Annotated in this window: 22 protein-coding genes; 11 read left to right on the top strand and 11 right to left on the bottom strand. The window is 67.3% G+C overall.

Features of this window, described 5'->3' with window-relative positions; translation table 11 throughout:
• Positions 1-52: 52 nt before the first annotated feature.
• The 4 genes from J7U46_RS13775 to J7U46_RS13760 are packed head-to-tail and all read left to right on the top strand — an operon-like array spanning position 53 to position 2,931.
• Positions 53-1,096, top strand: a complete 1,044-nt coding sequence (locus J7U46_RS13775; RefSeq protein ID WP_282826731.1) for a cyclopropane-fatty-acyl-phospholipid synthase family protein — start codon at positions 53-55, stop codon at positions 1,094-1,096.
• Positions 1,093-1,863: a DUF1295 domain-containing protein gene (locus tag J7U46_RS13770; RefSeq protein ID WP_282826730.1), complete on the top strand. Its 771-nt coding sequence runs from the start codon at positions 1,093-1,095 to the stop codon at positions 1,861-1,863. Before J7U46_RS13775 ends, J7U46_RS13770 begins: the two co-directional genes overlap by 4 nt.
• Positions 1,860-2,504, top strand: a complete 645-nt coding sequence (locus J7U46_RS13765; RefSeq protein WP_282826728.1) for a DUF6134 family protein — start codon at positions 1,860-1,862, stop codon at positions 2,502-2,504. The genes J7U46_RS13770 and J7U46_RS13765 overlap by 4 nt, the downstream gene beginning before the upstream one ends.
• Before the next feature lie 4 nt (positions 2,505-2,508).
• On the top strand, positions 2,509-2,931 hold the full coding sequence (locus J7U46_RS13760; protein ID WP_282826725.1) for a DUF2177 family protein: 423 nt from the start codon (positions 2,509-2,511) through the stop codon (positions 2,929-2,931).
• Here the strand turns inward: J7U46_RS13760 and J7U46_RS13755 are convergent.
• Positions 2,914-3,567, bottom strand: coding sequence for a ChrR family anti-sigma-E factor (locus tag J7U46_RS13755; RefSeq protein ID WP_282826723.1), 654 nt, complete (start codon positions 3,565-3,567; stop codon positions 2,914-2,916). The two genes, J7U46_RS13760 and J7U46_RS13755, sit on opposite strands and share 18 nt — an antisense overlap.
• Positions 3,564-4,199 (bottom strand): sigma-70 family RNA polymerase sigma factor, encoded by a 636-nt coding sequence (locus J7U46_RS13750; protein WP_282826719.1) that lies wholly within the window; start codon positions 4,197-4,199, stop codon positions 3,564-3,566. Before J7U46_RS13750 ends, J7U46_RS13755 begins: the two co-directional genes overlap by 4 nt.
• A 116-nt stretch (positions 4,200-4,315) precedes the next feature.
• On the opposite strand from J7U46_RS13750, the gene J7U46_RS13745 reads away from it, so the two are divergent.
• From J7U46_RS13745 to J7U46_RS13720, 6 genes are all read left to right on the top strand, one after another.
• Positions 4,316-5,689 carry an FAD-dependent oxidoreductase gene (locus tag J7U46_RS13745; RefSeq protein ID WP_282826717.1) on the top strand — a complete coding sequence of 458 codons (1,374 nt, stop codon included), beginning with the start codon at positions 4,316-4,318 and terminating at the stop codon, positions 5,687-5,689.
• The gene (locus J7U46_RS13740; RefSeq protein ID WP_282826715.1) at positions 5,686-6,477 is read left to right on the top strand and encodes a DUF1365 family protein; all 792 of its coding nucleotides are present in this window, start codon (positions 5,686-5,688) and stop codon (positions 6,475-6,477) included. The genes J7U46_RS13745 and J7U46_RS13740 overlap by 4 nt, the downstream gene beginning before the upstream one ends.
• Complete coding sequence (locus tag J7U46_RS13735) at positions 6,474-7,739, top strand: cyclopropane-fatty-acyl-phospholipid synthase family protein (RefSeq protein ID WP_282826713.1); 1,266 nt, start codon at positions 6,474-6,476, stop codon at positions 7,737-7,739. The genes J7U46_RS13740 and J7U46_RS13735 overlap by 4 nt, the downstream gene beginning before the upstream one ends.
• 296 nt (positions 7,740-8,035) lie before the next feature.
• On the top strand, positions 8,036-8,737 hold the full coding sequence (locus J7U46_RS13730; RefSeq protein WP_282826710.1) for a choice-of-anchor J domain-containing protein: 702 nt from the start codon (positions 8,036-8,038) through the stop codon (positions 8,735-8,737).
• Positions 8,734-9,216 (top strand): hypothetical protein, encoded by a 483-nt coding sequence (locus J7U46_RS13725; protein WP_282826708.1) that lies wholly within the window; start codon positions 8,734-8,736, stop codon positions 9,214-9,216. The genes J7U46_RS13730 and J7U46_RS13725 overlap by 4 nt, the downstream gene beginning before the upstream one ends.
• Positions 9,217-9,230: 14 nt before the next feature.
• Positions 9,231-10,700 carry a PA domain-containing protein gene (locus tag J7U46_RS13720; protein ID WP_282826706.1) on the top strand — a complete coding sequence of 490 codons (1,470 nt, stop codon included), beginning with the start codon at positions 9,231-9,233 and terminating at the stop codon, positions 10,698-10,700.
• Between the two features lie 72 nt (positions 10,701-10,772).
• Here J7U46_RS13720 and J7U46_RS13715 read toward each other — a convergent pair whose 3' ends face one another.
• The 9 genes from J7U46_RS13715 to kduD form a co-directional block, all read right to left on the bottom strand.
• Positions 10,773-11,522: a sulfite exporter TauE/SafE family protein gene (locus J7U46_RS13715; RefSeq protein ID WP_282826704.1), complete on the bottom strand. Its 750-nt coding sequence runs from the start codon at positions 11,520-11,522 to the stop codon at positions 10,773-10,775.
• Positions 11,509-12,321, bottom strand: coding sequence for a DNA-binding transcriptional regulator KdgR (gene kdgR / locus J7U46_RS13710; RefSeq protein WP_282826702.1), 813 nt, complete (start codon positions 12,319-12,321; stop codon positions 11,509-11,511). Before kdgR ends, J7U46_RS13715 begins: the two co-directional genes overlap by 14 nt.
• 77 nt (positions 12,322-12,398) lie before the next feature.
• The gene (locus J7U46_RS13705) at positions 12,399-14,720 is read right to left on the bottom strand and encodes a pectinesterase family protein (protein ID WP_282826700.1); all 2,322 of its coding nucleotides are present in this window, start codon (positions 14,718-14,720) and stop codon (positions 12,399-12,401) included.
• Positions 14,717-15,901 (bottom strand): oligogalacturonate lyase family protein, encoded by a 1,185-nt coding sequence (locus tag J7U46_RS13700; RefSeq protein WP_282826698.1) that lies wholly within the window; start codon positions 15,899-15,901, stop codon positions 14,717-14,719. The genes J7U46_RS13705 and J7U46_RS13700 overlap by 4 nt, the downstream gene beginning before the upstream one ends.
• Positions 15,902-15,912: 11 nt before the next feature.
• Positions 15,913-17,211, bottom strand: a complete 1,299-nt coding sequence (locus tag J7U46_RS13695; protein WP_282826696.1) for an ABC transporter substrate-binding protein — start codon at positions 17,209-17,211, stop codon at positions 15,913-15,915.
• Positions 17,212-17,214: 3 nt separating this feature from the next.
• Positions 17,215-18,354 carry a sn-glycerol-3-phosphate ABC transporter ATP-binding protein UgpC gene (gene ugpC / locus J7U46_RS13690; RefSeq protein WP_282826694.1) on the bottom strand — a complete coding sequence of 380 codons (1,140 nt, stop codon included), beginning with the start codon at positions 18,352-18,354 and terminating at the stop codon, positions 17,215-17,217.
• A 21-nt stretch (positions 18,355-18,375) separates the two neighbouring features.
• Positions 18,376-19,233, bottom strand: coding sequence for a carbohydrate ABC transporter permease (locus J7U46_RS13685; protein ID WP_282826693.1), 858 nt, complete (start codon positions 19,231-19,233; stop codon positions 18,376-18,378).
• The gene (locus J7U46_RS13680; RefSeq protein WP_282826691.1) at positions 19,233-20,117 is read right to left on the bottom strand and encodes a sugar ABC transporter permease; all 885 of its coding nucleotides are present in this window, start codon (positions 20,115-20,117) and stop codon (positions 19,233-19,235) included. The genes J7U46_RS13685 and J7U46_RS13680 overlap by 1 nt, the downstream gene beginning before the upstream one ends.
• Before the next feature lie 69 nt (positions 20,118-20,186).
• Positions 20,187-20,948: a 2-dehydro-3-deoxy-D-gluconate 5-dehydrogenase KduD gene (gene kduD / locus J7U46_RS13675; RefSeq protein WP_282826690.1), complete on the bottom strand. Its 762-nt coding sequence runs from the start codon at positions 20,946-20,948 to the stop codon at positions 20,187-20,189.
• Positions 20,949-21,177: 229 nt separating this feature from the next.
• On the opposite strand from kduD, the gene J7U46_RS13670 reads away from it, so the two are divergent.
• Positions 21,178-21,510, top strand: a complete 333-nt coding sequence (locus tag J7U46_RS13670) for a cupin domain-containing protein (RefSeq protein ID WP_282826688.1) — start codon at positions 21,178-21,180, stop codon at positions 21,508-21,510.
• The last annotated feature ends 167 nt before the right edge of the window (positions 21,511-21,677 follow it).

Genomic DNA, 21,677 nt, shown 5'->3' with positions numbered 1-21,677 from the left:
AGTGATGCCGACCCGCAGGCATTCACCTGCCGACTGCTCACAGGAGACCCGCATGCAGAGCGCCATCACCCTGATCGAAAAAGGCCGCTTGCCCGACGGCATCACGCGGCTGGGCATCCGGCAGCTGCTGAAAGAGCGGCTGGCCGAAGTGTCGAGCGGCGATGCAGTGGCGGTGGCGGAGCACACCCAGGCCTTTCTGCAGCGCATGCGCGAGAGCCCGCTGGCCCTGCTGCCCGAGAAGGCCAATGAACAGCATTACGAGCTGCCCGCCGCGTTCTTCGCGGCGGTGCTGGGGCCACATCGCAAGTACAGCAGCGGCTGGTGGCCCTCGGGCGTGGACACGCTGGAGGCCTCCGAGGTTGCCGCCCTGGCAGAGACCTGCAAGCGAGCCGGCCTGATCGACGGCCAGGACGTGCTGGAGCTGGGCTGCGGATGGGGTTCGCTGACGCTGTGGATGGCCGAGCGCTACCCGAACAGCCGCATCACCGCCCTGTCCAACTCCCACTCGCAGCGCGCCTTCATCGAGGCACAGCTGCGCGAGCGCAAGCTCAACAACGTCCGCGTGATCACACAGGACTTCAATGCCTTCGCGACCGCGGCCCAGTTCGATCGCATCGTCTCCATCGAGATGTTCGAGCACCTGCGCAACTGGCCCCGCGCCTTTGCCCAGATCGCGACCTGGCTTCGGCCCGAGGGTCGCTTCTTCATGCATGTGTTCGCCCACCGCGAGGCACCCTACCCCTTCGTCGAGAAGGATGCCAGCGACTGGATGAGCCGCTACTTCTTCTCTGGCGGCATGATGCCCAGCGATGACCTGGCCCTGCAATGCCAGGACGACCTGCACCTCGTGCAGCGCTGGCGCTGGGATGGCACGCACTACCAGCGCACCGCCGAAGCCTGGCTCAAGCGCATGGACGCGCAGCGCAGCACGCTGATGCCGCTGTTCGACGAGGTCTACGGCGCCGAGGCCAAGCTGTGGTGGAACCGCTGGCGCCTCTTCTTCCTGGCCGTGGCCGAGCTCTTCGGCTACCGCCAGGGCCAGCAATGGTGGGTCAGTCACTACCTGTTCGAGAAGAACAAGCCCAGCGCGCAATGACCCCCGCACAAGCCCTGCAAGTCTTCGTGCCCGGCTTCGTGCTGGCCTTGCTCGCCTGGGGCGCCAGCGTCAGGCAGCGGGACGCGAGCCTCGTGGACCGTTTCTGGTCCTGGCTGGTGATGGCGCCGGTGATCGCACTGGCGTCTGTTGGGCCCGCGCTCGATGCACGCGGCTTGATCATCCTGGCCCTCGGCCTGCTATGGGCCGCGCGACTGAGCCTTTTCATCAGCTGGCGCAACTGGGGCCATGGCGAGGACCGGCGCTATACAGCGATACGCCAGCGCAACGACCCCGGCTTCGCGCTGAAGAGCCTGTACCTGGTGTTCGGCCTGCAGGCGGTGCTGGGCTGCATCGTGGCCCTGCCCTTGCTGGCCGGCCTGCGCGATGCGCGACCGCTCTCCTGGCTCGATGGTCTCGGTGCAGCGCTTGCCTTGGCGGGCATCGCCTGCGAGGCGCTGGCCGATGCGCAGTTGGCGCGCTTTCGCGCCGATGCGAGCCAGCGAGGCCGGGTGATGGACCAGGGCCTGTGGCGCTACTCGCGCCATCCCAACTACTTTGGTGAAGCCTGTGTCTGGTGGGGGCTGTGGCTGATGGCACCGGCATGGTGGACCCTGGCCTCACCGCTGCTGATGAGCTTTCTGCTCCTGCGCGTCTCCGGCGTGGCCCTGCTGGAGCAGGACATCGCCGAGCGCCGGCCCGAGTACGCACGCTACCTGGCCACGACCAATGCCTTTTTCCCGGGCCCGCCGAGAAAGTTGCCGCGATGAAGCAAACGAAACATGCGCTGATCCTGCTGGCTGCCCTGCTCGCCACCGCTGCACAGGCTCAGGAGCAGGTCTGGGATTTCGAAGTGCGGCTCGACGGCAAGCCCATAGGCAGCCACCGCTTCACGCTGAAGCAGCAGGGTGAGGAGCAGGTGCTCAGCACCCGCGCCGACTTCGAGGTCCGTTTCCTCGGCCTCGTCGTCTACCGCTACCAGCACGAGGCCACCGAACGCTGGCGCGGCGACTGCCTGAGCCGCATGGACGCGAGCACCCAGGACGACGGCAAGCCGAGCCGCGTGCAGGCCCGCAGCGAGGCCGAGGGCCTGCGTGTCGAGGTCCAGGGCAAGCCGCCAGCGCCCGCCATCAGCGGCTGCGTGATGAGCTTCGCTTACTGGAACCCGGCCCTGCGCGCAATCGCTCCGACCCGCCTGCTCAACTCGCAGAACGGCCGCCTCGAAACCGTGCAGTTGGCACGTCTGGCCGATGCACCGGTCGAGGTGCGCGGCAAGGAGCAGGCGGCCCAGCGCTGGCGCCTGAGCGGCGTGGACTCGCCGATCGAACTGTCCTACTCACCCACCGGCGACTGGCTGGCCCTGGACTCCCAGGTGCGCGGCGGTCGCATGCTTCAATACCGATTGCGCTGACACCATGACCACCCAACCCCGCCAATTGCTGACCGCCTACGCCACCTGCGCCGGCGGTTTTTTGCTGCTCGACGCCTGCTGGCTGACGCTGATGGGTGATCGCCTCTACCGGCCCGCGCTAGGTAGCCTGATGCGCACCGATATCGACTGGCTCGCCGCCGCCTTGTTCTACGTGATCTACCTGGCCGGCATCGTCGGCTTTGCCGTCGCGCCCGCACTCACAACGAAGAGCGGGCGCACGGCACTGCTGCGCGGCGCAGCCTTCGGCTTCATCTGCTATGCCACCTACGACCTGACCAACCAGGCCACGCTCGTCGGTTGGCCCTGGCACATCACGCTGGCCGATCTGGCCTGGGGCAGCAGCGCCACGGCACTCGCAGCGCTGCTGGGCTGGCGCGTGGCGCGCGCCTCAAATGCCAATCAGTGAGCCGAAGGTCCGAGCCACCCGGCTCTCGAACACCAGGCGGCCGCTGACCGCCGCCAGACACACGCATTCCCCGCCCGGCTCCACCGCTGGCTGATGGAGGATGCTGCCGTCGGTGGCATCGAAGTCACCGGCAGAGAACAGCGCGCGGCCGTCGTGGAAGCTGCCATGCAGCACCTGGGTCAGCTCGCTGTCGCTGTGCGTGTGACGGCCCAGCAGCTTGCCGGCGCCGATGCGAAGCAGGATCACGTTGGCCTGCTGATCCCAAGGCAAGGTGACACGGCTGAAGCGCATGCCAGGCGCCATCCAGCGCCAGGGACCGATCGCACAACCCTCCATCGCGCGCGGCCAGGCCCGCCCTTCCGGCGGGGCCGCGCGGCGCAGCGGCGTGGGCCGGTGCGGCGGCGGTGTCTCGGGGGCATCGATGGCGGCCAGCGCGCGGCTCAGCGCGTCGTCGGCCATGGCCGTCGGCTCCAGCTGTTCCAGCAGGGCACCGCCCAGCACCTCGAAACCGCGCAGCCGCTCGCGGCATTGCTCGCAGCCTTCGGCGTGGGTGGCCAGCACCAGGGCCGAGCCGCCGTCCAGGCGGCCGGCCGCCTGGGCCATCAACAGGGAATCATCGGGATGGTGGCGGATCATGGCACTTCGGTGCCGTCAATCAGACGGCGCAATCGGTTCAAGGCAAGGCGGATGCGGGACTTCACCGTGCCCAGCGGCAGGCCGAGCAGTTCGGCGATGCGGGCATGGGGCTCTTCGTCGAAATAGGACAGCTGGATGACCTGGGCCTGCTCGGCCGTGAGTCTTGCCAGGGCGGCACGCACTTCGCGCTCGCGGCGCTGCACATGCAGGGCCTCCTCGGGCGGCGCGGCCGGGTCGGGCTGCTCGGCCAGGGCCTGCTCGTCCAGCGCTTCCAGCGGCTGGCCCTGGCGCCGCAGCAGGTCGACGCGCAGGTTGCGGGCAATCGTGAAGATCCAGGTCGAGGCGCCGGCCTGGGCCGGATCGAACTGCGCGGCCTTGCGCCAGACCTTGACCATGGTTTCCTGGGCCAGTTCCTCGGCCTGGGTTTCGCTGCTGCCGGCGCGCATCAGCCAGGACTTCAGGCGCGGCGCGAAATGGCCGAACAGCTGGGCAAAGGCAGGCTTTTCGCCCTGGGCCACGGCCAGCAGCAGCGCATCAAAGGACGGCGCTGCAGCGTCGCCGGCATCGCTCACCACGGAGAGGTGGCGGGGCCGGCCGGCTGGCGGTGGTGGAGACTCTCGCACGGCATTCATGCCCTTGGTACGTTTCGACGCGACGATTAGATCACCGGCAATCCAAATGCTCACCGCCTGCGTACAAGCTCCAAGCCTTCAGGCGCGACACTCCCCCCGACAAGAAAGACACAGCCATGCGCGAGACTCCGGCCAGTTCCTCTTCCGCAGCAGCGGGCGCCCCCGGCGCTGGCCGTCTGGACGTGGCCGTCATCGGCAGCGGCATCTCCGGCCTGGCGGCTGCCTGGCTGCTCGCGAGCCGCCACCGCGTGACGCTCTATGAGGCCGACGCACGGGCCGGCGGCCACAGCAACACCGTCGAGGTGCCCGGCCCGGGCGGCGCGCCGCTGGCCGTGGACACCGGCTTCATCGTCTACAACGAGGCGGCCTATCCCAATCTCACCGCCCTGTTCAAGCACCTGGGCGTGGCGACGCAGGCAACCGACATGTCCTTCGCCGTCAGCCTCGACCAGGGCGAGCTGGAGTATTCGGGCACCGGCCTCAAGGGCCTGTTCGCCCAGCCCAGCAACCTGTTCAGCCCGCGCTTCTGGACCATGCTGCGCGAGCTGGTGCGCTTCTACCGCGAAGCGCCGGGCGATGCCGCCGAGTTCGGCCTGCTGCCGCTGGACAACTACCTGGACCTGCGCGGCTACAGCCGGGCGCTGCGCGACGACCATCTCTACCCGATGGCGGCCGCCATCTGGTCGGCCTCGCCGGACTGCATAGGCCGCTATCCGGTCGAGGCCTTCGTGCGCTTCTGCGAGAACCATCAGCTGCTCACCCTGGGCGCGCGCGAACCCTGGCGCACCGTGGTCGGCGGCAGCCGCCACTACGTGAGCCGCATGATCGAAGCCATCGGCCCCGGCGTGCACCTGGGCTGCGCGGCCACCTCGGTCGCGCGCGATGCCGACGGGGCCTGGGTCAGCAGCGAAGGGGCGGAGCAGCCTCGGCGTTTCGACCAGGTGGTGCTAGCCACCCACGCCGACCAGGCGCTGCGCCTGCTCAAGCAGCCTTCGTTCGAGGAGCAACGCCTGCTCGGCGCCTTCCACTACAGCCGCAACCTCGCCGTGCTGCACAGCGACGCCAGCCTGATGCCGCGCCGCCGCCGCGTGTGGTCGGCCTGGAACTACGCGGCCAGCCGCGCACGGCCCGACCAGCTCAGCGTCACCTACTGGATGAATGCGCTGCAGCACCTGCCGATGAGCCATCCGCTGTTCCTGACACTGAACCCGACGCGCGAGCCCGCGCCTGCCAGCCTGCTGCGCACCGAGGTCTACGAGCATCCGCAGTTCGACGCCGCCGCGCTGCGCGCCCAGCATGAGCTCTGGAGCCTGCAGGGCCAGCAGCAGACCTGGTTCTGCGGCGCCTACTTCGGCTCGGGCTTTCACGAGGACGGCCTGCAGTCGGGCCTGGCCGTGGCCGAGCAGCTCGGCGGCGTGCGCCGGCCCTGGCAGGTCGCCAACGAGTCGGGCCGCATCCCCCTGCCCGCCAAGGCCCGGGTGGCTGCGTGAGCGATCACAGCGCCATCTACACGGGCCGCGTCAGCCACCAGCGGCTGCGGCCGCTGCGCCACCGGCTCGCCTACCGCGTGTTCTCGATGCTGCTGGACCTGGACGAGCTGCCCGCCCTGCAGCAGCGCCTGCGCTGGTTCTCGCTCGATCGCTTCAATCTGTTCAGCTTCCACGCCACCGATCACGGCGATGGCAGCGAACGGCCTTTGCGCCAGCAGATCGACGAACAGCTGGCCGGCGCGGGCCTGGCCACCGGCGGTCGCATCGCCATCTTGTGCACACCGCGCATGCTGGGCCACCAGTTCAATCCGCTGTCGGTCTACTACTGCCACGCACCCGACGGCCCGCTGCAGGCCCTGGTCTACGAGGTGCACAACACCTTCGGCGAGCGCCACAGCTACCTGATCCCGCTGCTCGAGCCGCTGCAGCCCGGCCAGACCGTCGTCCAGCATTGCGACAAGGCCTTCCATGTCTCGCCCTTTCTCGGCATGGACATGCAGTACGAGTTCCGCACCCGGCCGCCGCACGAAGGCCAGCTCAGCCTGGCCATCAACACCCGCGACAGCGCCGGCCCGATGCTGGTGGCGCACTACGCAGCCGAGGCCCGGCCGCTGACCGACCGGGCCCTGCTGGGCCTGTGCCTCAGCCATCCGCTGATCGGCCTCAAGGTCGTGGCCGCCATCCACTGGGAGGCGCTGCGGCTGTGGATCAAGAAAGCACCGCTGTACCGGCACCGCCCTGCCGTCGGCCCGAACTACACCTTGGTGGAAAGCAAAGAGCAGCCATGAGCAATACCTCGATCCAATCGATCAACGAAATCGCGCCGGAACAGCGCCAGGCGCGGGCGCCCTGGCTGGGCCGGCCGCTGCAGGCCTGGGCCAAGCGCCTGCTCGGCCGACTGCTTGAGCGCCTGGCCTGCGGCTCTCTCACGGTTGTGCTGCCCGACGGGAGCCGGCTTGAAGGTCACGGCCCGCACCCCGGCCCTTCGGCCCAGTTGCAACTGGCCCGCTGGCGGCCGCTGGTGCGCCTGTTCACGCAGGGCGACCTGGGCCTGGCCCGCAGCTACCGCGATGGCGACTGGAGCAGCCCCGACCTGACGGCCCTGCTGGAACTGGGCATTGCCAACGACTCGAGCTGGGGCGACTCGCTGGCCGCCAACTCACTGGTGCGCCGGGGCCTGCGCCTGCTGCACGCGCGGAACGCCAACACGCGCAAGGGCAGCCGCCGCAACATCGCCGCCCACTACGACCTCGGCAACGCTTTCTATGCGCAGTGGCTCGATGCCTCGATGCTGTACTCCAGCGCGCTCTACACACCGCAGGCCGAGACGCTGGAAGCGGCCCAGGCCGCCAAGCTGGACCGGATCTGCGAGCTGCTGGACCTGAAGTCGCTGCCGCCCGGCGCACGCGTGCTGGAGATCGGCTGTGGCTGGGGCGCGCTGGCCGTGGCGATGGCGCAGCGCAGCGATGTGCATGTGACTGCGCTGACCTTGTCGAAGGAGCAACTGGCCTTTGCGCAGCAGCGCGTCAACGAGGCCGGCCTCGCGGACCGCATCGAGCTGCGCCTGCAGGACTATCGCGACGTGCAGGGCCAGTTCGATCGCATCGTCTCCATCGAGATGATCGAGGCCGTGGGCGAGGCCTACTGGCCGGTCTACTTCGACACCCTGAACACCCGCCTCAAGCCCGGCGGCCATGCGGTGCTGCAAGCCATCACCATCGACAACGAGGTGTTCAAGCAGTACCGCCTGACCCCCGATTTCATCCAGGCCTTCATCTTCCCGGGCGGCATGCTGCCGAGCGTCGAGGCCCTGCACCAGCAGGCGGACCGGGTCGGCATGCGGCTCGCGAGCCGCGAGGCCTTCGGCGCGAGCTATGCACGCACGCTGGCCGACTGGCGCGAGCGCTTCTTCGCGCAGTGGGGCGAGATCGAGCCGCTGGGCTTCGACGAAGCCTTCAAGCGCCTGTGGCACTACTACCTCTGCTACTGCGAGGCAGGCTTCAATGCGGGGCGCGTGGACGTGCACCTGCTGGACCTGCGCAAGGCCTGACGCCCGCGCGCGTAGCGGCAATCCTCGGCCGCTGCAAATCGGTGCATGCACCAAGGCCGGGCCATCCGCACCGTCGGTTTTGCGGCTTGAACTATTTCTCATGCCACGGCGTCATGGCGGTGACACACTGCGCGGCGGCGAAGCCATGGTGCTGCGCGCTTGTTGAACGGCATCCTCGATCCGGATTTCAATGCAGGCGCCGGTCAGCGCTCATAACTTCGTAGCCAGCTGCCCACCGATCAACTGATCGCGTGAGGACGGCGGCGACGTTCGTTGGAATCATCGAGGAGATCAGCATGTTCAAACGCGTGGCCATCGCCGCAGCGCTCTGCGCAGCCGCGACCACATCGTCGGCAGGACCCGTCCTGCTGCAGCAGGGCTTTGACAATGTCGCGGCCCTGGCCGGCCAGGGCTGGAGCTTGGTCAACAAGAGCGTCGCCACCACGGCCGACAGCACGTTCTGGCAGCAGGGCAATGGCGGCCTGTTCGCCGCTCAAGGCGGCAGCGCCGGCAGCTATGCCATGGCCAACTACACCAGCAGCCTCAACGGCCTGCTGCAGACCTCCGGCGCCATCGAGAACTGGCTGATCACGCCACTGCTCGCGGCGGCGGGCGGCTACACGGTGCAGTTCTATGCTCGGACCGAAGACGCTGCCGGCTGGGCCGACGGACTGGAAGTGCGCAGCGGCCTCGTGGGCAGCGACGGCCAGCTCCACTTCGACACCCTGGTCGGCAGCCTGAACCCGCTGCTGGAGCCCGATGGCGTTCCCGGCGACTGGACGCTCTTCAGCTTCACGGCCAACTTCGCGGCGCCCTTCAGCGGCCAGCTGGCCTTCGTCTACAAGGCCGACGGCAGCAGCGCCAACCTGATCGCCATCGACGAGCTGAACGTCAGCGCCGTCCCCGAGCCGGCTTCGCTGGCCCTCGCCTCTCTCGGCCTGTGTGGCATGGCCGCCGCACGCCGCCGCCGTCCTCAAGCCACCGGAGTTGCCCCATGAAGCTGCGCCTCACCGTTTTCGCCCTGTGCCTGCTGGCCCTGTCCATTGGCGCCTTCGCACAGCCGGCCCCGAGCAAGGCCCCGAGCAAGGCCACTGGCAAGGCCACGGCCCAACCGGCCCAACCGGCCACCAAGCCGGCCCCGCCGGTGGCCAGCCGCATCTTTCTTGACCCGGTGACCGGCGAGGCCCGCGAGCCCACGCCCGAGGAAATTCGCGCGCTGCAGGGCGAAGCCAAATCGTCGTCGGCCCAGGCAGCCAAGCGCCGCGCCAGCGCCGCCGCGCCCGCTGCCCGCGAGATGGTGAATGCCGACGGCGCCGTGGGCGTCGATGCCACCGACGAGCAGGCCAGCTTCTCCGTCGCCCATGTGCATGCCGACGGCAGCGTCAGCCACAGCTGCGTGGACGGCGCCCACAGCGCCATGCTGGCGGTGAAGAAGGGCCAACCGCAGCGCCCCGCCACCGCCCCCAGCAAGCAATGAGTGAGAACCCATCCATGAGCATTCATTTCACGCACCGCCTCGCCCGCCAGCTGGCCCTCGCCGGCCTGCTGGGCACGCTCGGCCTCACGGCCCAGGCCGCCGCCGACATCCGCATCTACAGCCGCGACCCGGCTGGCGTCGGCTTCAACGACACCACACCGGTGGCCCCCATTGGCGGCAACCCCGGCACCACCTTGGGCGCCCAGCGCTGGAACGTCTACGCCTACGTCGCCAATATCTGGGCCCAGCAGCTGGACAGCGCCGTGCCCATCAGCGTCAACGCCGGCTGGGAAGCCCTGACCTGCACGGCCAGCTCGGCCACGCTGGGCAGCGCCAGCGCCTCGGGCTACTGGCGCAATTTCGCCGGTGCGCCGCAGCGCAACACCTGGTACCCGCGCGCCCTCGCCAACAAGCTGGCCGGCGTCAACCTGGTGGAGAAGAACGGCAGCGACCCGGCCCTGCCGGCCAACATGGACATCAAGACCCAGTTCAACGTGAACCTGGGCAAGAGCGACTGCCTGCCGAGCAAGCCCTTCTACCTGGGCCTCGACAACAACGCGCCGACCAATGCCACCAATCTGATGAGCGTGCTGCTGCACGAGCTGGGCCACGGCCTCGGCTTCGCGGCCGGCACCAGCCCGCAGACTGGCAAGCGCATCACCTCGTCCGGCGTGGGCTACCCGGCCGTGTGGGAGCAGTTCATGCTCGACAACACCACGGGCAAGACCTGGCTCAACATGACGGATGCCGAGCGCGTCGCCTCGTCGGTCAGCACCAACCTGGCCTGGACCGGCGCCAATGTCGCGGCCGCCACGCCGCTGGTGCTGAATGCCGCGCCCTTTGCCACCGGCGTGATGCCGGCCAGCGTGGCCGGTCTCTACAAGATTGGCACGGCCAACTTCGGCCAGCCGCTCAGCACCAATGGCTTGACGGGCGAAGTCATGCCCCTCGTGGACCAGGCCGACGGCAACACCGGCCTGGCCTGCAGCGCCCTGACGACCGCCCAGGCGAGCGGCATTCGCGGCAAGCTGGCCCTGATCGACCGCGGCTCCTGCAGCTACGCGATCAAGGTCAAGAACGTTCAGGACGCGGGCGCCATCGGCGTGATGATTGCCGACAACGCCGACGCCACCACGCCGCCCAACATGACGGGCGTGGACGCCACGATCAACATCCCGGTGGTGAGCCTGCTGAAGGCCGATGGCGCCAAACTGAAGACCGCGCTGAAGTCGCGCAGCCGCACCCGCTCGGGCATGTTCTTCACGCTGGCGCTCGACAGCACCATCCGCGTGGGCACCGACCTCGCGGGCCGGCCCCTGCTGTACGCGCCCCTGGTCTACAACTCGGGCTCCTCGGTCTCGCACTGGGACACCTCGGCCACGCCGAACCTGCTGATGGAGCCCTTCAACACGCCCGGCCTCAGCACCGTGCTGACCGCGCCCAAGGACCTGACCTTCCCGCTGCTGAAGGACATTGGCTGGTAATTCAGCGCACGCCCGACCTCATCGCTGGATTCCCGATTGGGGGCGCCTCACTGCACCGGGGCGCCCCTTTTTTTATGAGCGGGCGAAGAACAGGGCCGTCATCGCGAGTCCCGTGGCGATGACGAGCCTGCGAACCCAGACGGCCGGCAGGCGCCGTGCGAGCCTTGCGCCGGCAAAGCCGCCCAAGGTGGCGGCCGCCATCATCAGGAGGCCTGGCGCCCAGGCGATCACGCCCGCCACGACGAAGGCGGCGACGGACAGCCAGGAGAGCACCAGCGAATTGAGGTTCTTCAGTGCGTTGACGCGCTGCAGGTCGGCCTCGCCGCACAGCACATAGAGCGCCATCAAGAGGATGCCGAGGCCGCCGTTGAAGTAGCCGCCATAAACGGCCACCAGCAGCAGGCCCGGTGTGCGCCAGCGTGCCAGGTCTTGCCCTTGCGCAAGCCGTTTCAGGAGCCAGGGTCCGAGCGCGAACATCGCGGTGGCGAACAGCAGCAGCCAGGGCACCAGGCCGGCGAACAAGCGGCCCGGCGTGACCAGCAGCAGCAAGGCACCGGCCACGCCGCCGGCGGAGGCGATCAGGCCCTCGCGCCAGAGTTGCCGGCGCGGCATGGTGCCGAGCTCGGCGCGAAAGCCGAGCGTGCTGCCCAGGTAGCCGGGGCTGACCGCCAGTGCGCTGGTGGCATTGGCCGCGATGGGCGGCACGCCACAAAATACCAGAGCCGGGAAGGTCAAAAAACTGCCGCCGCCGGCGATCGCATTCAGCACGCCCGCAGCAAAGGCCGCGCCGGCGAGCAGGGCCGCTTGATCAGGCGGCAACATCCAGCGGGAAGCGGGTGCAGCCGAGGCGGGCCGAGATGTCGCGGCTCGCGTCCTGCAGCATCTTGACGATCTCGGGCTCGCGCGCCTCGTCGTAGCGGAAGGTCGGGAAGGAGACGCTCATGCCGGCGATGGGCTGGCCGAGGCGGTCGAAGATGGGCACGCCCAGGCAGCGGATGTGGTCGTCGAACTCCTCGCGGTCTTCGCCGAAGCCTTGGGTCTTGACCCGTTGCAGCTCGGCCAGGAAGGCGGCCGGCTCGACGATGGTCTTGTCGCGGAAGCGCTTGAACTCCGCCCCCTTCAGCACGCGGTCGCGGCGCTCCGGATGCTCCCAGGCCATCAGCACCTTGCCGATGGCCGTGCAGTGGATGGGCGCCCGGCGGCCAACGCGCGAGTACATGCCCAGCATGTGGCGTGAATCGACCTTGTGCACATAGATGATCTCGGAGTCGATCAGCGTGCCCAGGTGGACCGTCTCGCCGGTGGCGTCGGCCAGCATCTGCATGTGGTGCTTGGCCAGGTCGATCAGCTCCGGGTACTGAAGCGCCTTGGCGCCGAGCTCAAAGGCCCGCATGGTCAGGCCATAGCGCTCGCTGCCGGGTTCCTGGCGCACATAGCCCAGGGTCATCATGGTCTGCAGGAAGCGGTAGACCGTGGCCTTGGGCATGGCCAGGCGCACCGAGAGTTCGGAGATGCCGGTGTCGCGCTGCTCGGACAGCGCCTGCAGGATCGCGAACACCTTCAAGACCGCCGCAACCGACTCGGGTTGCTGCTTGCTGACGTCAATCGAATCGTCGTCCATGCCGGGCTTCTCTTGTTCTGAAGTTTCTGGGCGGGTGTTTCAGGAAAACCGGATCGGTTTCTGGAAATGCGGATTGTCTACCAACGGCCGGCCCCTGCGCCGGACCGTACCCGAGCCGCCACCTGATCGGCCGGATCCAGGGCTCCGTGAAGCTTGGGTTGCCAGCCCACATCGGCGCTGATCGCCTCCGTGCGGCCGGCGTTGAGGGCGCCGAACAGGTCGACCGGCTCGCCGTTCAAGAGCGAGCCCCGGTCGAAGAAACGCTGACCCTTGAGCGCCCGCACGATCTGGGCGGGCTTGATCGAGGGCGGCAGCTCCCAGGCGTTGTTCTCGCTGTAGAGGCGCGACTCGTAACCCACGCCCAGCGAATAGGCATAGCGGTAGGCCACGTCGTCGCGGCCGACGAAGAGGTTGTTGTAGACGTGGACCTGGCCGTAGCGCACCCGCGGCGTGCGCTCCATCGTCTGCTCCCACAGGTTGTGATGGAAGGTGACGCGCAGCTTGCCCTCGTCGAGCTTCTGGCTGTCGCTGCTGCCGACCAGGTTGGTCTTGTCATGCTGGCGGAACACGTTCCAGGACACGGTGATCAGGTCGGACTGCTGGGTGATGTCGAGCAGGCCGTCGTGATGCTGCATGGGCCGGCCGAAGGCCACGCGCTCGGCGTGGTCGGGACGCGGGCCGTCGTCGAACGTGCAGTGGTCGACCCAGATGCGGGCCGAGCGGCGGATGGTCAAGGTGTCGTAGTCCGAGTTCCATTCGCCGTTGGCGTTGTCCTTCGGGTCCCAGGCCGGGAACAGGTCGTAGGCATCAGCCAGGTGCAGGTGACGAATGATCACGTTCTCCACGCCGTCCAGCATCAGGCCGCCGTTGAAGAAGCCGGCATCCGGTGCAATGCCAATCAGCGTGGTGTTGGACGGGATGCGCAGCATCACCCGCTCGGCCTGGCGCTTGCTGGAGCGCTTGCGCGCTTCTTCCTGCGGGCCTTCCAGCGGCTTCTTGCCCCAGGTCTTGGGGTCATAGGCGCGCAGATAGGCCTCGAAGTCGAATTCGGGATCGCGGTAGTCCTCATAGCTGAGCGGGCGGCCGCGGTCGTCGCTGCTGAGGTCGATGCGGGCCTTGAGCTTGATGATCTTGGGCTTGCTGCCGAGGCTCAGGGCTGCGGTCAGCTCGGCGCGGTTGCCCACCTCGAACACATGCTCGGCGATGGCCGCCGAGCCACCGCTGGTGCCGAGCCCGGCCGCGCCCCAGCCATCGTTCTCGGCCAGGCGTTCGCGGGCCGGATCGGGCTGCGGCCGGTTGTTGAACTCGTAGAGGCGATTGGCCTGCTCACCGCTGGCCGAGAACGGCCGGCGCGAGGTCGAGGCCGCCCAGGCATTCAGGTGAGGCCCGAGCTCGCTGTCGCGTATCAGCGCCTGGCCATTGGGAGACACGCCGGCCTGCCAGCTGCCCTTCGGAACACCGGCATCCCAGGAGCGGCCGAGGGCCGTGGAGCCGGCCGCGAGGCCCGCATCGCCGAGCAGGCGGCTGTTGATGACCAGGAAGCCGCGCGACTGCGCCGGCGCCGTGCTGGGCGCCAGCACGATGCCGCCCTCGCCCGGCGCGCGGCGGCCAGCGCGGCTCTGGATCAGGCTCTGCTCGATCACCAAGGTGGCATTGCCGAAGATGAAGTCCACGTCGCCGGCGATCAGGCTGCGCCCCACGTGGACGCGCGAAGGCCCTGGCGACCTAGCCCGCACATAGAAGGTGTCCTGGTGGCCCAGCAGGCGCACCGACTCCAGCTGGATGCGGTCGCCCTCGGTCATCAGGGCCACGGCCTGGGCCCCGCCCGATTCGGCCACGGCGGGCGGATAGCCCTGGCCGGCCCGCACCGCGTCCATCGCATCATTGGCCACGGTCAGGTGGGCCAGCTGGGCGGCATCGCTGAACAGGCCGAACGTGGCGCTGCCCGCGGTGCCATAGGTCGTGGCCGCCAGGTTGGGCATGCAGGGATTGGCCGCGCTTCCCGCAGCCTTGGGCTCCCCGGCGAAATGGCCGGCCACGATGACGACCGCAGCCGGGTCCTCCGGCCGACCGTAGACGGTGAACGGCGCCTTGTCGCGCACGCAGAGCATCTCGCGGTAGGTGCCCGGCTTCAATTGAATGTAATAACGTCTTTCAGACGCACCTTTTGCAGGCAGCGCATCCAAGGCTGCCTGCAAGCTCTTGTGGGTACCCGAGCCGTCCAGCGCGACGACGAAATCGGGCTTCCAGGCCCGCGCATCCCCGAGCGGCGGCGGCTGCCAGTCGCCGAGGTAGTCGGCCACCTGGTGGCGCACTGCCGTCGCCGCATCCAGCTGCGGACGCTCCTGCGCCAGGGCGAGGCTGCTTGCCAGCATCAGCGCAAGAAGGCCGAACCTCATGGCTGGACTGCCAGGTCCGCCAGGTAGAGCGCGGGCTCGCCTTCTTCCTTGTCGCAGCTGAACAGCACCTGCTTGCCGTCTGGCGTGAAGCTGGGGTGCGGATGCGTGACCTGGCGGCTTTGCTTGTAGACGTCCCAGCCGCTGTCGTGGCGGGCAATGGGCCGGGTCGTGCCGGCCTTCAGATCGAACAGGTGCAGATAGGGGTCGCCGGTCAGCATCTCGTTGCTGGCACTGCTGTCGTTGCTCGCCTTGCCGCAGCCGTCGCCGACGATCAGGCTGCCGTCGTAGTTGCTCATCAGGTGCGAGCACTGCGGCATCGCCGTCAGCACCTTGTTCTCGAGCGTGACCGGGTCCAGGCTGCAGATCCAGCGCTCGGGCGAGCTGTGGTTGTAGCTGACGTAGATCATCGCGCTGCCATCCGGCACCCAGAACTCGTGCGTGCAGCTCTCGCCCTCGCTGTGTTCCTTGCCGCAGCGGCGGTTCGTGCCGTCTTCGCTGATGAACCACATGCGGGCGTCGATCAGGTCGTGCGGGCCCTCGTGGCAATAGGCCACGGTGTTGTCGTCGAACGGGCGGTACTGCGGATGGCCGAGCCAGCCGCGCTGCTCCAGGATCACCGTCTGCTTGCCCGTGGCCAGGTCCACGCTGAACAAACGGCAGCGCGGCTTCTTGTGGAACATCTCGTTGAACTTCTGCCAGGTGTTCAAGGGGAACCAGTCGTCCGCATGGATCTCGATGCCGACGATCTTGGTGCAGGCGCTGTTGCTCACCCAGGTGCCGTAGCCCACCCAGCCTTGGGGCACGGTGTAGGCCACCTCCTCCGTGAGGTCGGCCAGGTTCAGGCGTATCAACTGGCGCTCGGCGCGCACGAAGTACAGGTGCTTGTCGTCGGGCGAGAGAAAACCGCCGAAGGTGTTCTCGCCGGCCTGGTCGGTCAGCTGGGTGGCGATCTGGGTTTCCAGGTCCAGCAGGTGGTAGTTCCAGTTCGGGCTCGCGGGGTTGCCAATGTTTGGGCCGAACTCTCCGCCGAAGATCAGCTTCTTGCCATCGTTGGTGAAGCACTTCTGATAGAAGTAGTTGCGATGGCAGGTCACGTCCAGCGGCGTCAGGCGCGTGACGCGGGCGCCGGTGTCGGGGTCGATGCTGGTTTCGAACTTCAGCTGGCGTTGGGTGGCTTTCATCGCAATCTCTCTCACTTGATTCGCTTCAACAAGGCATTGCCTTCTTCGACCAGACGGCGCGCGGCCTCCTCGTCGGTGGTCTTGCCGTAGGCGACGGTCTCGAAGACCTCGCGCATGAACTTGTGCAGCCGCGCATGTTCGAAGAGCTTGGCCGGCACCGGCACCTGGCCGGCGTCGCGCAGCTGCTTGATCTGCTGGTGGGCCTGCAGTTCCAGTGCGGGCAGCTTCTTGGCCTCTGCCAGCGTCTCGAACTGCTGGCGGGCCGCCGGCACGCCGCGGGTCTTGCCGAGCAGCTGGATGGCCTCGGGGTCGGTCAGCAGGAAGTTGATGAAGCGCGCCGCGATCTCGGGGTGCTTGCAGTGGCGGCCCATGGTCAGCATCACGGTCGGGCGGCCGAACATGCCGCTGCACTGCGCCCCCGGCTGCACGAGGAAATCGCCCAGCACCAACTTCTGCTCCTTGTTCAGGGTGGCATTGCGCAGTGGGATGGTCGAGTCCCAGGTGAAGTTGCCGGCCCAGTTGCCCACCACCCAGTCCTGCTGCTGCTCGGTGGGCTTGTCGGCACCGCCCAGCGAGGCGCGCAGCGGCAACGGCGTGGCCACATGCTCGGCAATCAGGCGGCGGTAGAAGCGCACCCATTCGAGCGCGGCCTCACGGCTCATCGCAACGCGAGGCTCCTTGGGATCGACGTAGGGTGTTCCGAACTTCTGCTGCACCCAGGTCTGCGACATCAGGATCATGTCGTAGAGCTCGCCGTCCAGCGGATAGGCCTGGTCGCCGAGCTTTTCCTTGAAGACACGGCCGGCGGTGAAGAGATCGTCCCAGGTCTTGGGCAGCGGGAGGCCCGCGCGCTGGAACGCCGCCTGGTTCCACAGGAACACGCGGGCCGTGAAGGCCGAGGGCAAGGCATTGAGCTTGCCATCGACGCGGCCCTGGTCCAGGTCTTCGGCGCTGAACTGGTCCAGCGCGATGTGGCGGCCGTACTGCTGCAGGTCGGCAAAGCCGCTGCCGCGCTTGGAGAACATCGCGAGCCAGGCCCAGTTGATCTGCATGATGTCCGGCTCGGAGCCGCCGGCGATCTGGGTCGTCAGGCGCTCCAGGTAGCCGTTGAAGCCCATGTACTCTGCCTTGATCTTGAGGCCGGGGTTCTGGCGCTCGAAGGCGGCAATCGCCTTCAGCGTTGCCTCGTGCCGCCCTGCCCCGCCCCACCAGGCAAAGCGCAACACCGTCTCGGCAGCGTCTCGGTCAGACCGCGTGCAGGCCGCCAGCGGCAGGCTGGCCAGCGCGGCGGTGAAGGATCTTCTCTGCATCGCTCAGGCCCGCGGCAGCAAGGTGGCGCCGCCCTCGTCGGCCGCGAACAGATGGCAGCGCTCCATCTGCAGATGCAGGGTGAGCAGCGAACCGCGCTCGCGGCGGTCGATGTCAGCGATCTGGTCGGCCGGCACACGCGTGCTCATGGCCACGTCGCCGAGGTCGAAGTGCACGTAGACCTCGGAGCCCATGTGCTCGCAGAAACGCAGCCGGCCTTCGACGGCCAGCGTGTCGCCTTGCGGGCGCGGCTGCACGCCGATGTGCTCGGGCCGCAGGCCGAACTTCACGGCGCCCTGCCGGCCATTCAGGCGCTGTGCCTTGGCAGCCGGCAGCGGCAGCAGTTGGCCGCCGATGCGCACGGCCACGCGGCCATCGGCCTGGGCCACCAGCTCGGCCTCGTTGATGTTCATTTCCGGCGAGCCGATGAAACCGCCGACAAAGGCATTGGCCGGGTGCTCGTACAGCGCCGTCGGCGTGTCGACCTGCTGGATGCGGCCATCCTTCAGCACGCAGATGCGCTCGCCCATGGTCATCGCTTCGACCTGGTCGTGCGTCACGTAGATGCTGGTGGCCGCCTGGCCCGATTCGCGCAGCGTGCGGTGCAACTCGGTCAGGCGCACGCGCATCGAGGCGCGCAGCTTGGCATCCAGGTTGGACAGCGGCTCGTCGAACAAAAAGACCTCGGGCTTCTTGACGATGGCGCGCCCCACGGCCACGCGCTGGGCCTGGCCGCCGCTGAGCTGCTTGGGATAGCGGTCCAGCAGGTGCTCCATCTCCAGCAGCTTGGCGGCATGCCGCACGCGCGCATCGACCTCGGCCTTCGGGGTGTTCGCGAGCTTCAGGCCGAAGGCCAGGTTGTCGTAGACCTTCATGTGCGGATACAGCGCATAGTTCTGGAACACCATGGCGATGCCGCGCTGCTTGGGCGCCAGCTCGTTCACGCGCTTGCTGCCGATGAACAGGTCGCCGCCGGAGATGCTCTCCAGGCCCGCGATCATGCGCAGCAGCGTGCTCTTGGCGCAGCCCGAGGGGCCGACAAAGACCATGAACTCGCCGTCCTTGATTTCCAGGTCCACGCCATGCACGGCCTTGAAGCCGTTGGGGTAGACCTTCTCGATTTTCTTCAGGCTCAGATGGGCCACGTTCTGTCTCCGAATCTTTTCTCAACCCTTGACGCCACTGGAGGTGGCGCCTTCGATGAAGTGGCGCTGGGCGGCGAAGAACACCGCAACGGACGGAATCAGGGCCACGACCGAGATCGCGATCACGTTGGCCCAGTCGACTTCTTCGGTGGCGCCGATGCTCATCTTCAGGGCCAGCGAGACCGGGTATTTCTCGACCGAGGCCAGGTAGATCAAGGGGCCCATGAAGTCGTTCATCGTCCAGATGAACTGGAAGACGATCACCGAAATGATGGCCGGCTTCAGCATGGGCACGATGATGTGCCAGAGCAGCTGCAGCGCATTGCAGCCGTCGATCTGCGCCGCCTCTTCCATGTCGCGCGGAATGCCTCGCAGGAACTGCACCAGCATGAAGACGAAGAAGGTGTCGGTGGCGAAGGCCGAAGGCACGATCAAGGGCAGGTAACTGTCCAGCCAGCCCAGCTCACGGAACATCAGGTACTGCGGCAGGCGCAGCACGATCAGCGGCAGCATCATGGTGCCGACCATGATGGAGAACAGCAGCTTCTTGCCGTAGAACTCGAAGCGCGCAAAGGCGTAGGCCACCAGCACGCAGGAGATCAGGGTCACGATGATGCGCGGGATCGTGATCAGGAAGCTGTTCAGGAAGTAGGTGGCGAAGGTGTATTCGGTGCTGGTCTTCCAGCCCTTGGCGTAGGACGAGAAATCAAACTTGCTCGGCCAGAAACCGACCTCGGTGAAGATCTCGGTGTTGCTCTTGAACGAGGCGCCGATCAGCCAGATCAAGGGGTACAGCATCACCAGCGCAACAACACCCAGCGCGATGTAGCGCAGCCATTTGTTGCCCTGGTCGCGGCCAAGCGTGAGGGGCTCGCTCATCACTTGCCTCCCTTCTCACCAGAGTAGAAGACCCAGTACTTGCTGCTCCAGAACGAGATACCAGCAAGACCTGCCACCAGGGCGAACAGCACCCAGGAGAGGGCCGCGCCGTAGCCGAGGTTGAAGAAGCGGAAGCTCTGGTCGTAGATGTAGAGCGCCAGCACATAGGTGGAGCTGAGCGGCCCGCCTTCGGTGATCAGGTAAGGCCCGTTGAACTCCTGGAAGGCCTGGACCATCTGCATGATCATGTTGAAGAAGATCACCGGCGTGATCAGCGGCACCGTGATCTTGAAGAACTGCTGGCGCTTGCTCGCGCCATCGCATTCCGCCGCTTCATAGAGCGAGACCGGCACGTTCTGCAGCGCCGCCAGGAAGATCACCATGGCCGAGCCGAACTGCCAGGTGAACAGCAGCACGATGGTCCACATCGAGAAGTGCTCGTCGGCCAGCCAGGGGATCGGGTCCAGACCCAGCTGGGTGAGGATCAGGTTCACGAGGCCGTTCTTCGAGAAGATGAAGCGCCACAGCACGGCCACGGCGATCGAGCCGCCGAGGATGGACGGCAGGTAGAAGGCCGAGCGGAAGAAGTTGATGCCGCGCAGCTTGAAGTTCAGCACATGGGCGATGAACAGCGCGAAGCCGACCCGGAAGGGCACGGCCAGCACGGCAAAGGTCAGCGTGACCCCCAGCGACTTGCGAAAGAGCGGGTCGCTGGCGACCAGTTCCTTGTAGTTCTCGAGGCCGATGAACTGCGGTGCATCGATCAGGTCGTACTGCGTGAAGCTCAGCGCGAGGCTGGCCACGAAGGGGAAGAGCTTGAACAGCAGCACGCCCAGCACGAATGGCAGGACGAACAGGAAGCCCAGCTTTTTGTTCTCATACATGCACCGTGTCTCCGGCGGTGTGAGAGCGCCCGGGCTCTGGCGACCCGGGTCGTTCAATCAAGGGGAAATTCAGCGGGCCAACCAGCCGCCGTCGACGGCGACGGTGTAGCCGTTCACATAGTCAGACGCCTTCGAGGCCAGGAACACCACCGGCCCGGCCAGATCATCCGGCGTGCCCCAGCGGCCGGCGGGGATGCGCTCGAGGATGGAGGCGTTGCGGCCCTCGTCCGCGCGCAGGGCGGCCGTATTGTTGGTGGCCATGTAGCCGGGGGCGATGGCGTTCACATTGATGCCGTGCGAGGCCCACTCGTTCGCCATCAAGCGCGTGATGCCCATCACGCCGCTCTTGCTGGCGGTGTACGAGGGCACGCGCACGCCGCCTTGATAAGAGAGCATCGAGGCCACGTTGATGATCTTGCCGCCGGTGCCCTGCGCCATGAAGACGCGCGCCACGGCCTGCGAGAAGAAGAACACCGTCTTCAGGTTCAGGTCGATCACGTCGTCCCAATCCTTTTCGGTGAACTTGATCGCATCCTCGCGGCGGATGATGCCAGCGTTGTTGACGAGGATGTCGACCCGGCCACCGAACGCCTTGGCCTGCTCCACGAGGCCTTCGAGGCAGCTGATGTCCGACAGGTTGGCGCGCAGGTCCAGGAAGCGGCGGCCCAGGGCCTCGACCTGCTGGCGGGTCTCGTCCGGCTCGGAAACATTGACGCCCACGATGTCGGCGCCCGCCTGCGCCAGCGCGCGGGCCATGCCCTGGCCGAGGCCGGTGTTGCAGCCGGTGACGATGGCCACGCGGCCGCTCAATTGGAAGTTCTCAAGAATCATGGTGTGCTGGCCTCGGTGTGCGCTTTGTGCCCAACGGCAGAATGTTTAATGGAAAGCCGTTTCAAAACGGCGATGCCGCGAGCCTAACGCAGCCCCGGAGTATCTCGGAATTATGGTTTCTATTTAGTGGACCGCTGTTTCAATTTCTTGAGACGGCGCTATAGTAGCCACGAATCGATGTTCCACCAAGCCCCTGCTGCCCGCCTCCCAGCGGGTGGGGAGAGTCTGAATGAGCCTGTACTACGACAACCAAGCCACGCCCTGGACCGAGCTCGGCGACGGCATCCGCCGCAAGATCGTCGGCCACACCTCGCAACTGATGTCGGTGCTGGTGCATTTCGACAAGGGCGCCATCGGCACGCCGCATGCGCACGACGTTCATGACCAGATCGCCTTCGTGATCTCGGGTTCGTTCGAGGCCGAGGTCGGCGGCGTGAAGAAGATCCTGCGAGTAGGCGATGCCTTCGTCGCCGCCCACCACACGCAGCACGGCGTGGTCGCCCTTGAGGCGGACAGCGTGCTGCTCGACCAGTTCTCCCCGCCCCGGGAGGACTACCTCTGAGTTGAGAAAAGGCGCTGGCCGGCACTGCAGCCGTCCGGTGCATGAACACCCGCGGCGCCCTGCGTGCGCCTCCAGCCCCGCAGCCACCCACCCAGGCGACAGAGACCCGGGACCGTGGACCAGGAAGCCGCCTCGCGCCGCGCCCGTAGAGGCCGGCGCCCGTATGA

The organism is Pelomonas sp. V22 (assembly GCF_030014915.1).
In the GTDB taxonomy this organism is placed as follows: Bacteria; Pseudomonadota; Gammaproteobacteria; order Burkholderiales; family Burkholderiaceae_C; genus JAUASW01.
The sequence above is the reverse complement of the archived record's forward strand: the minus strand, read 5'-3'. Positions and strand labels throughout refer to the sequence as shown.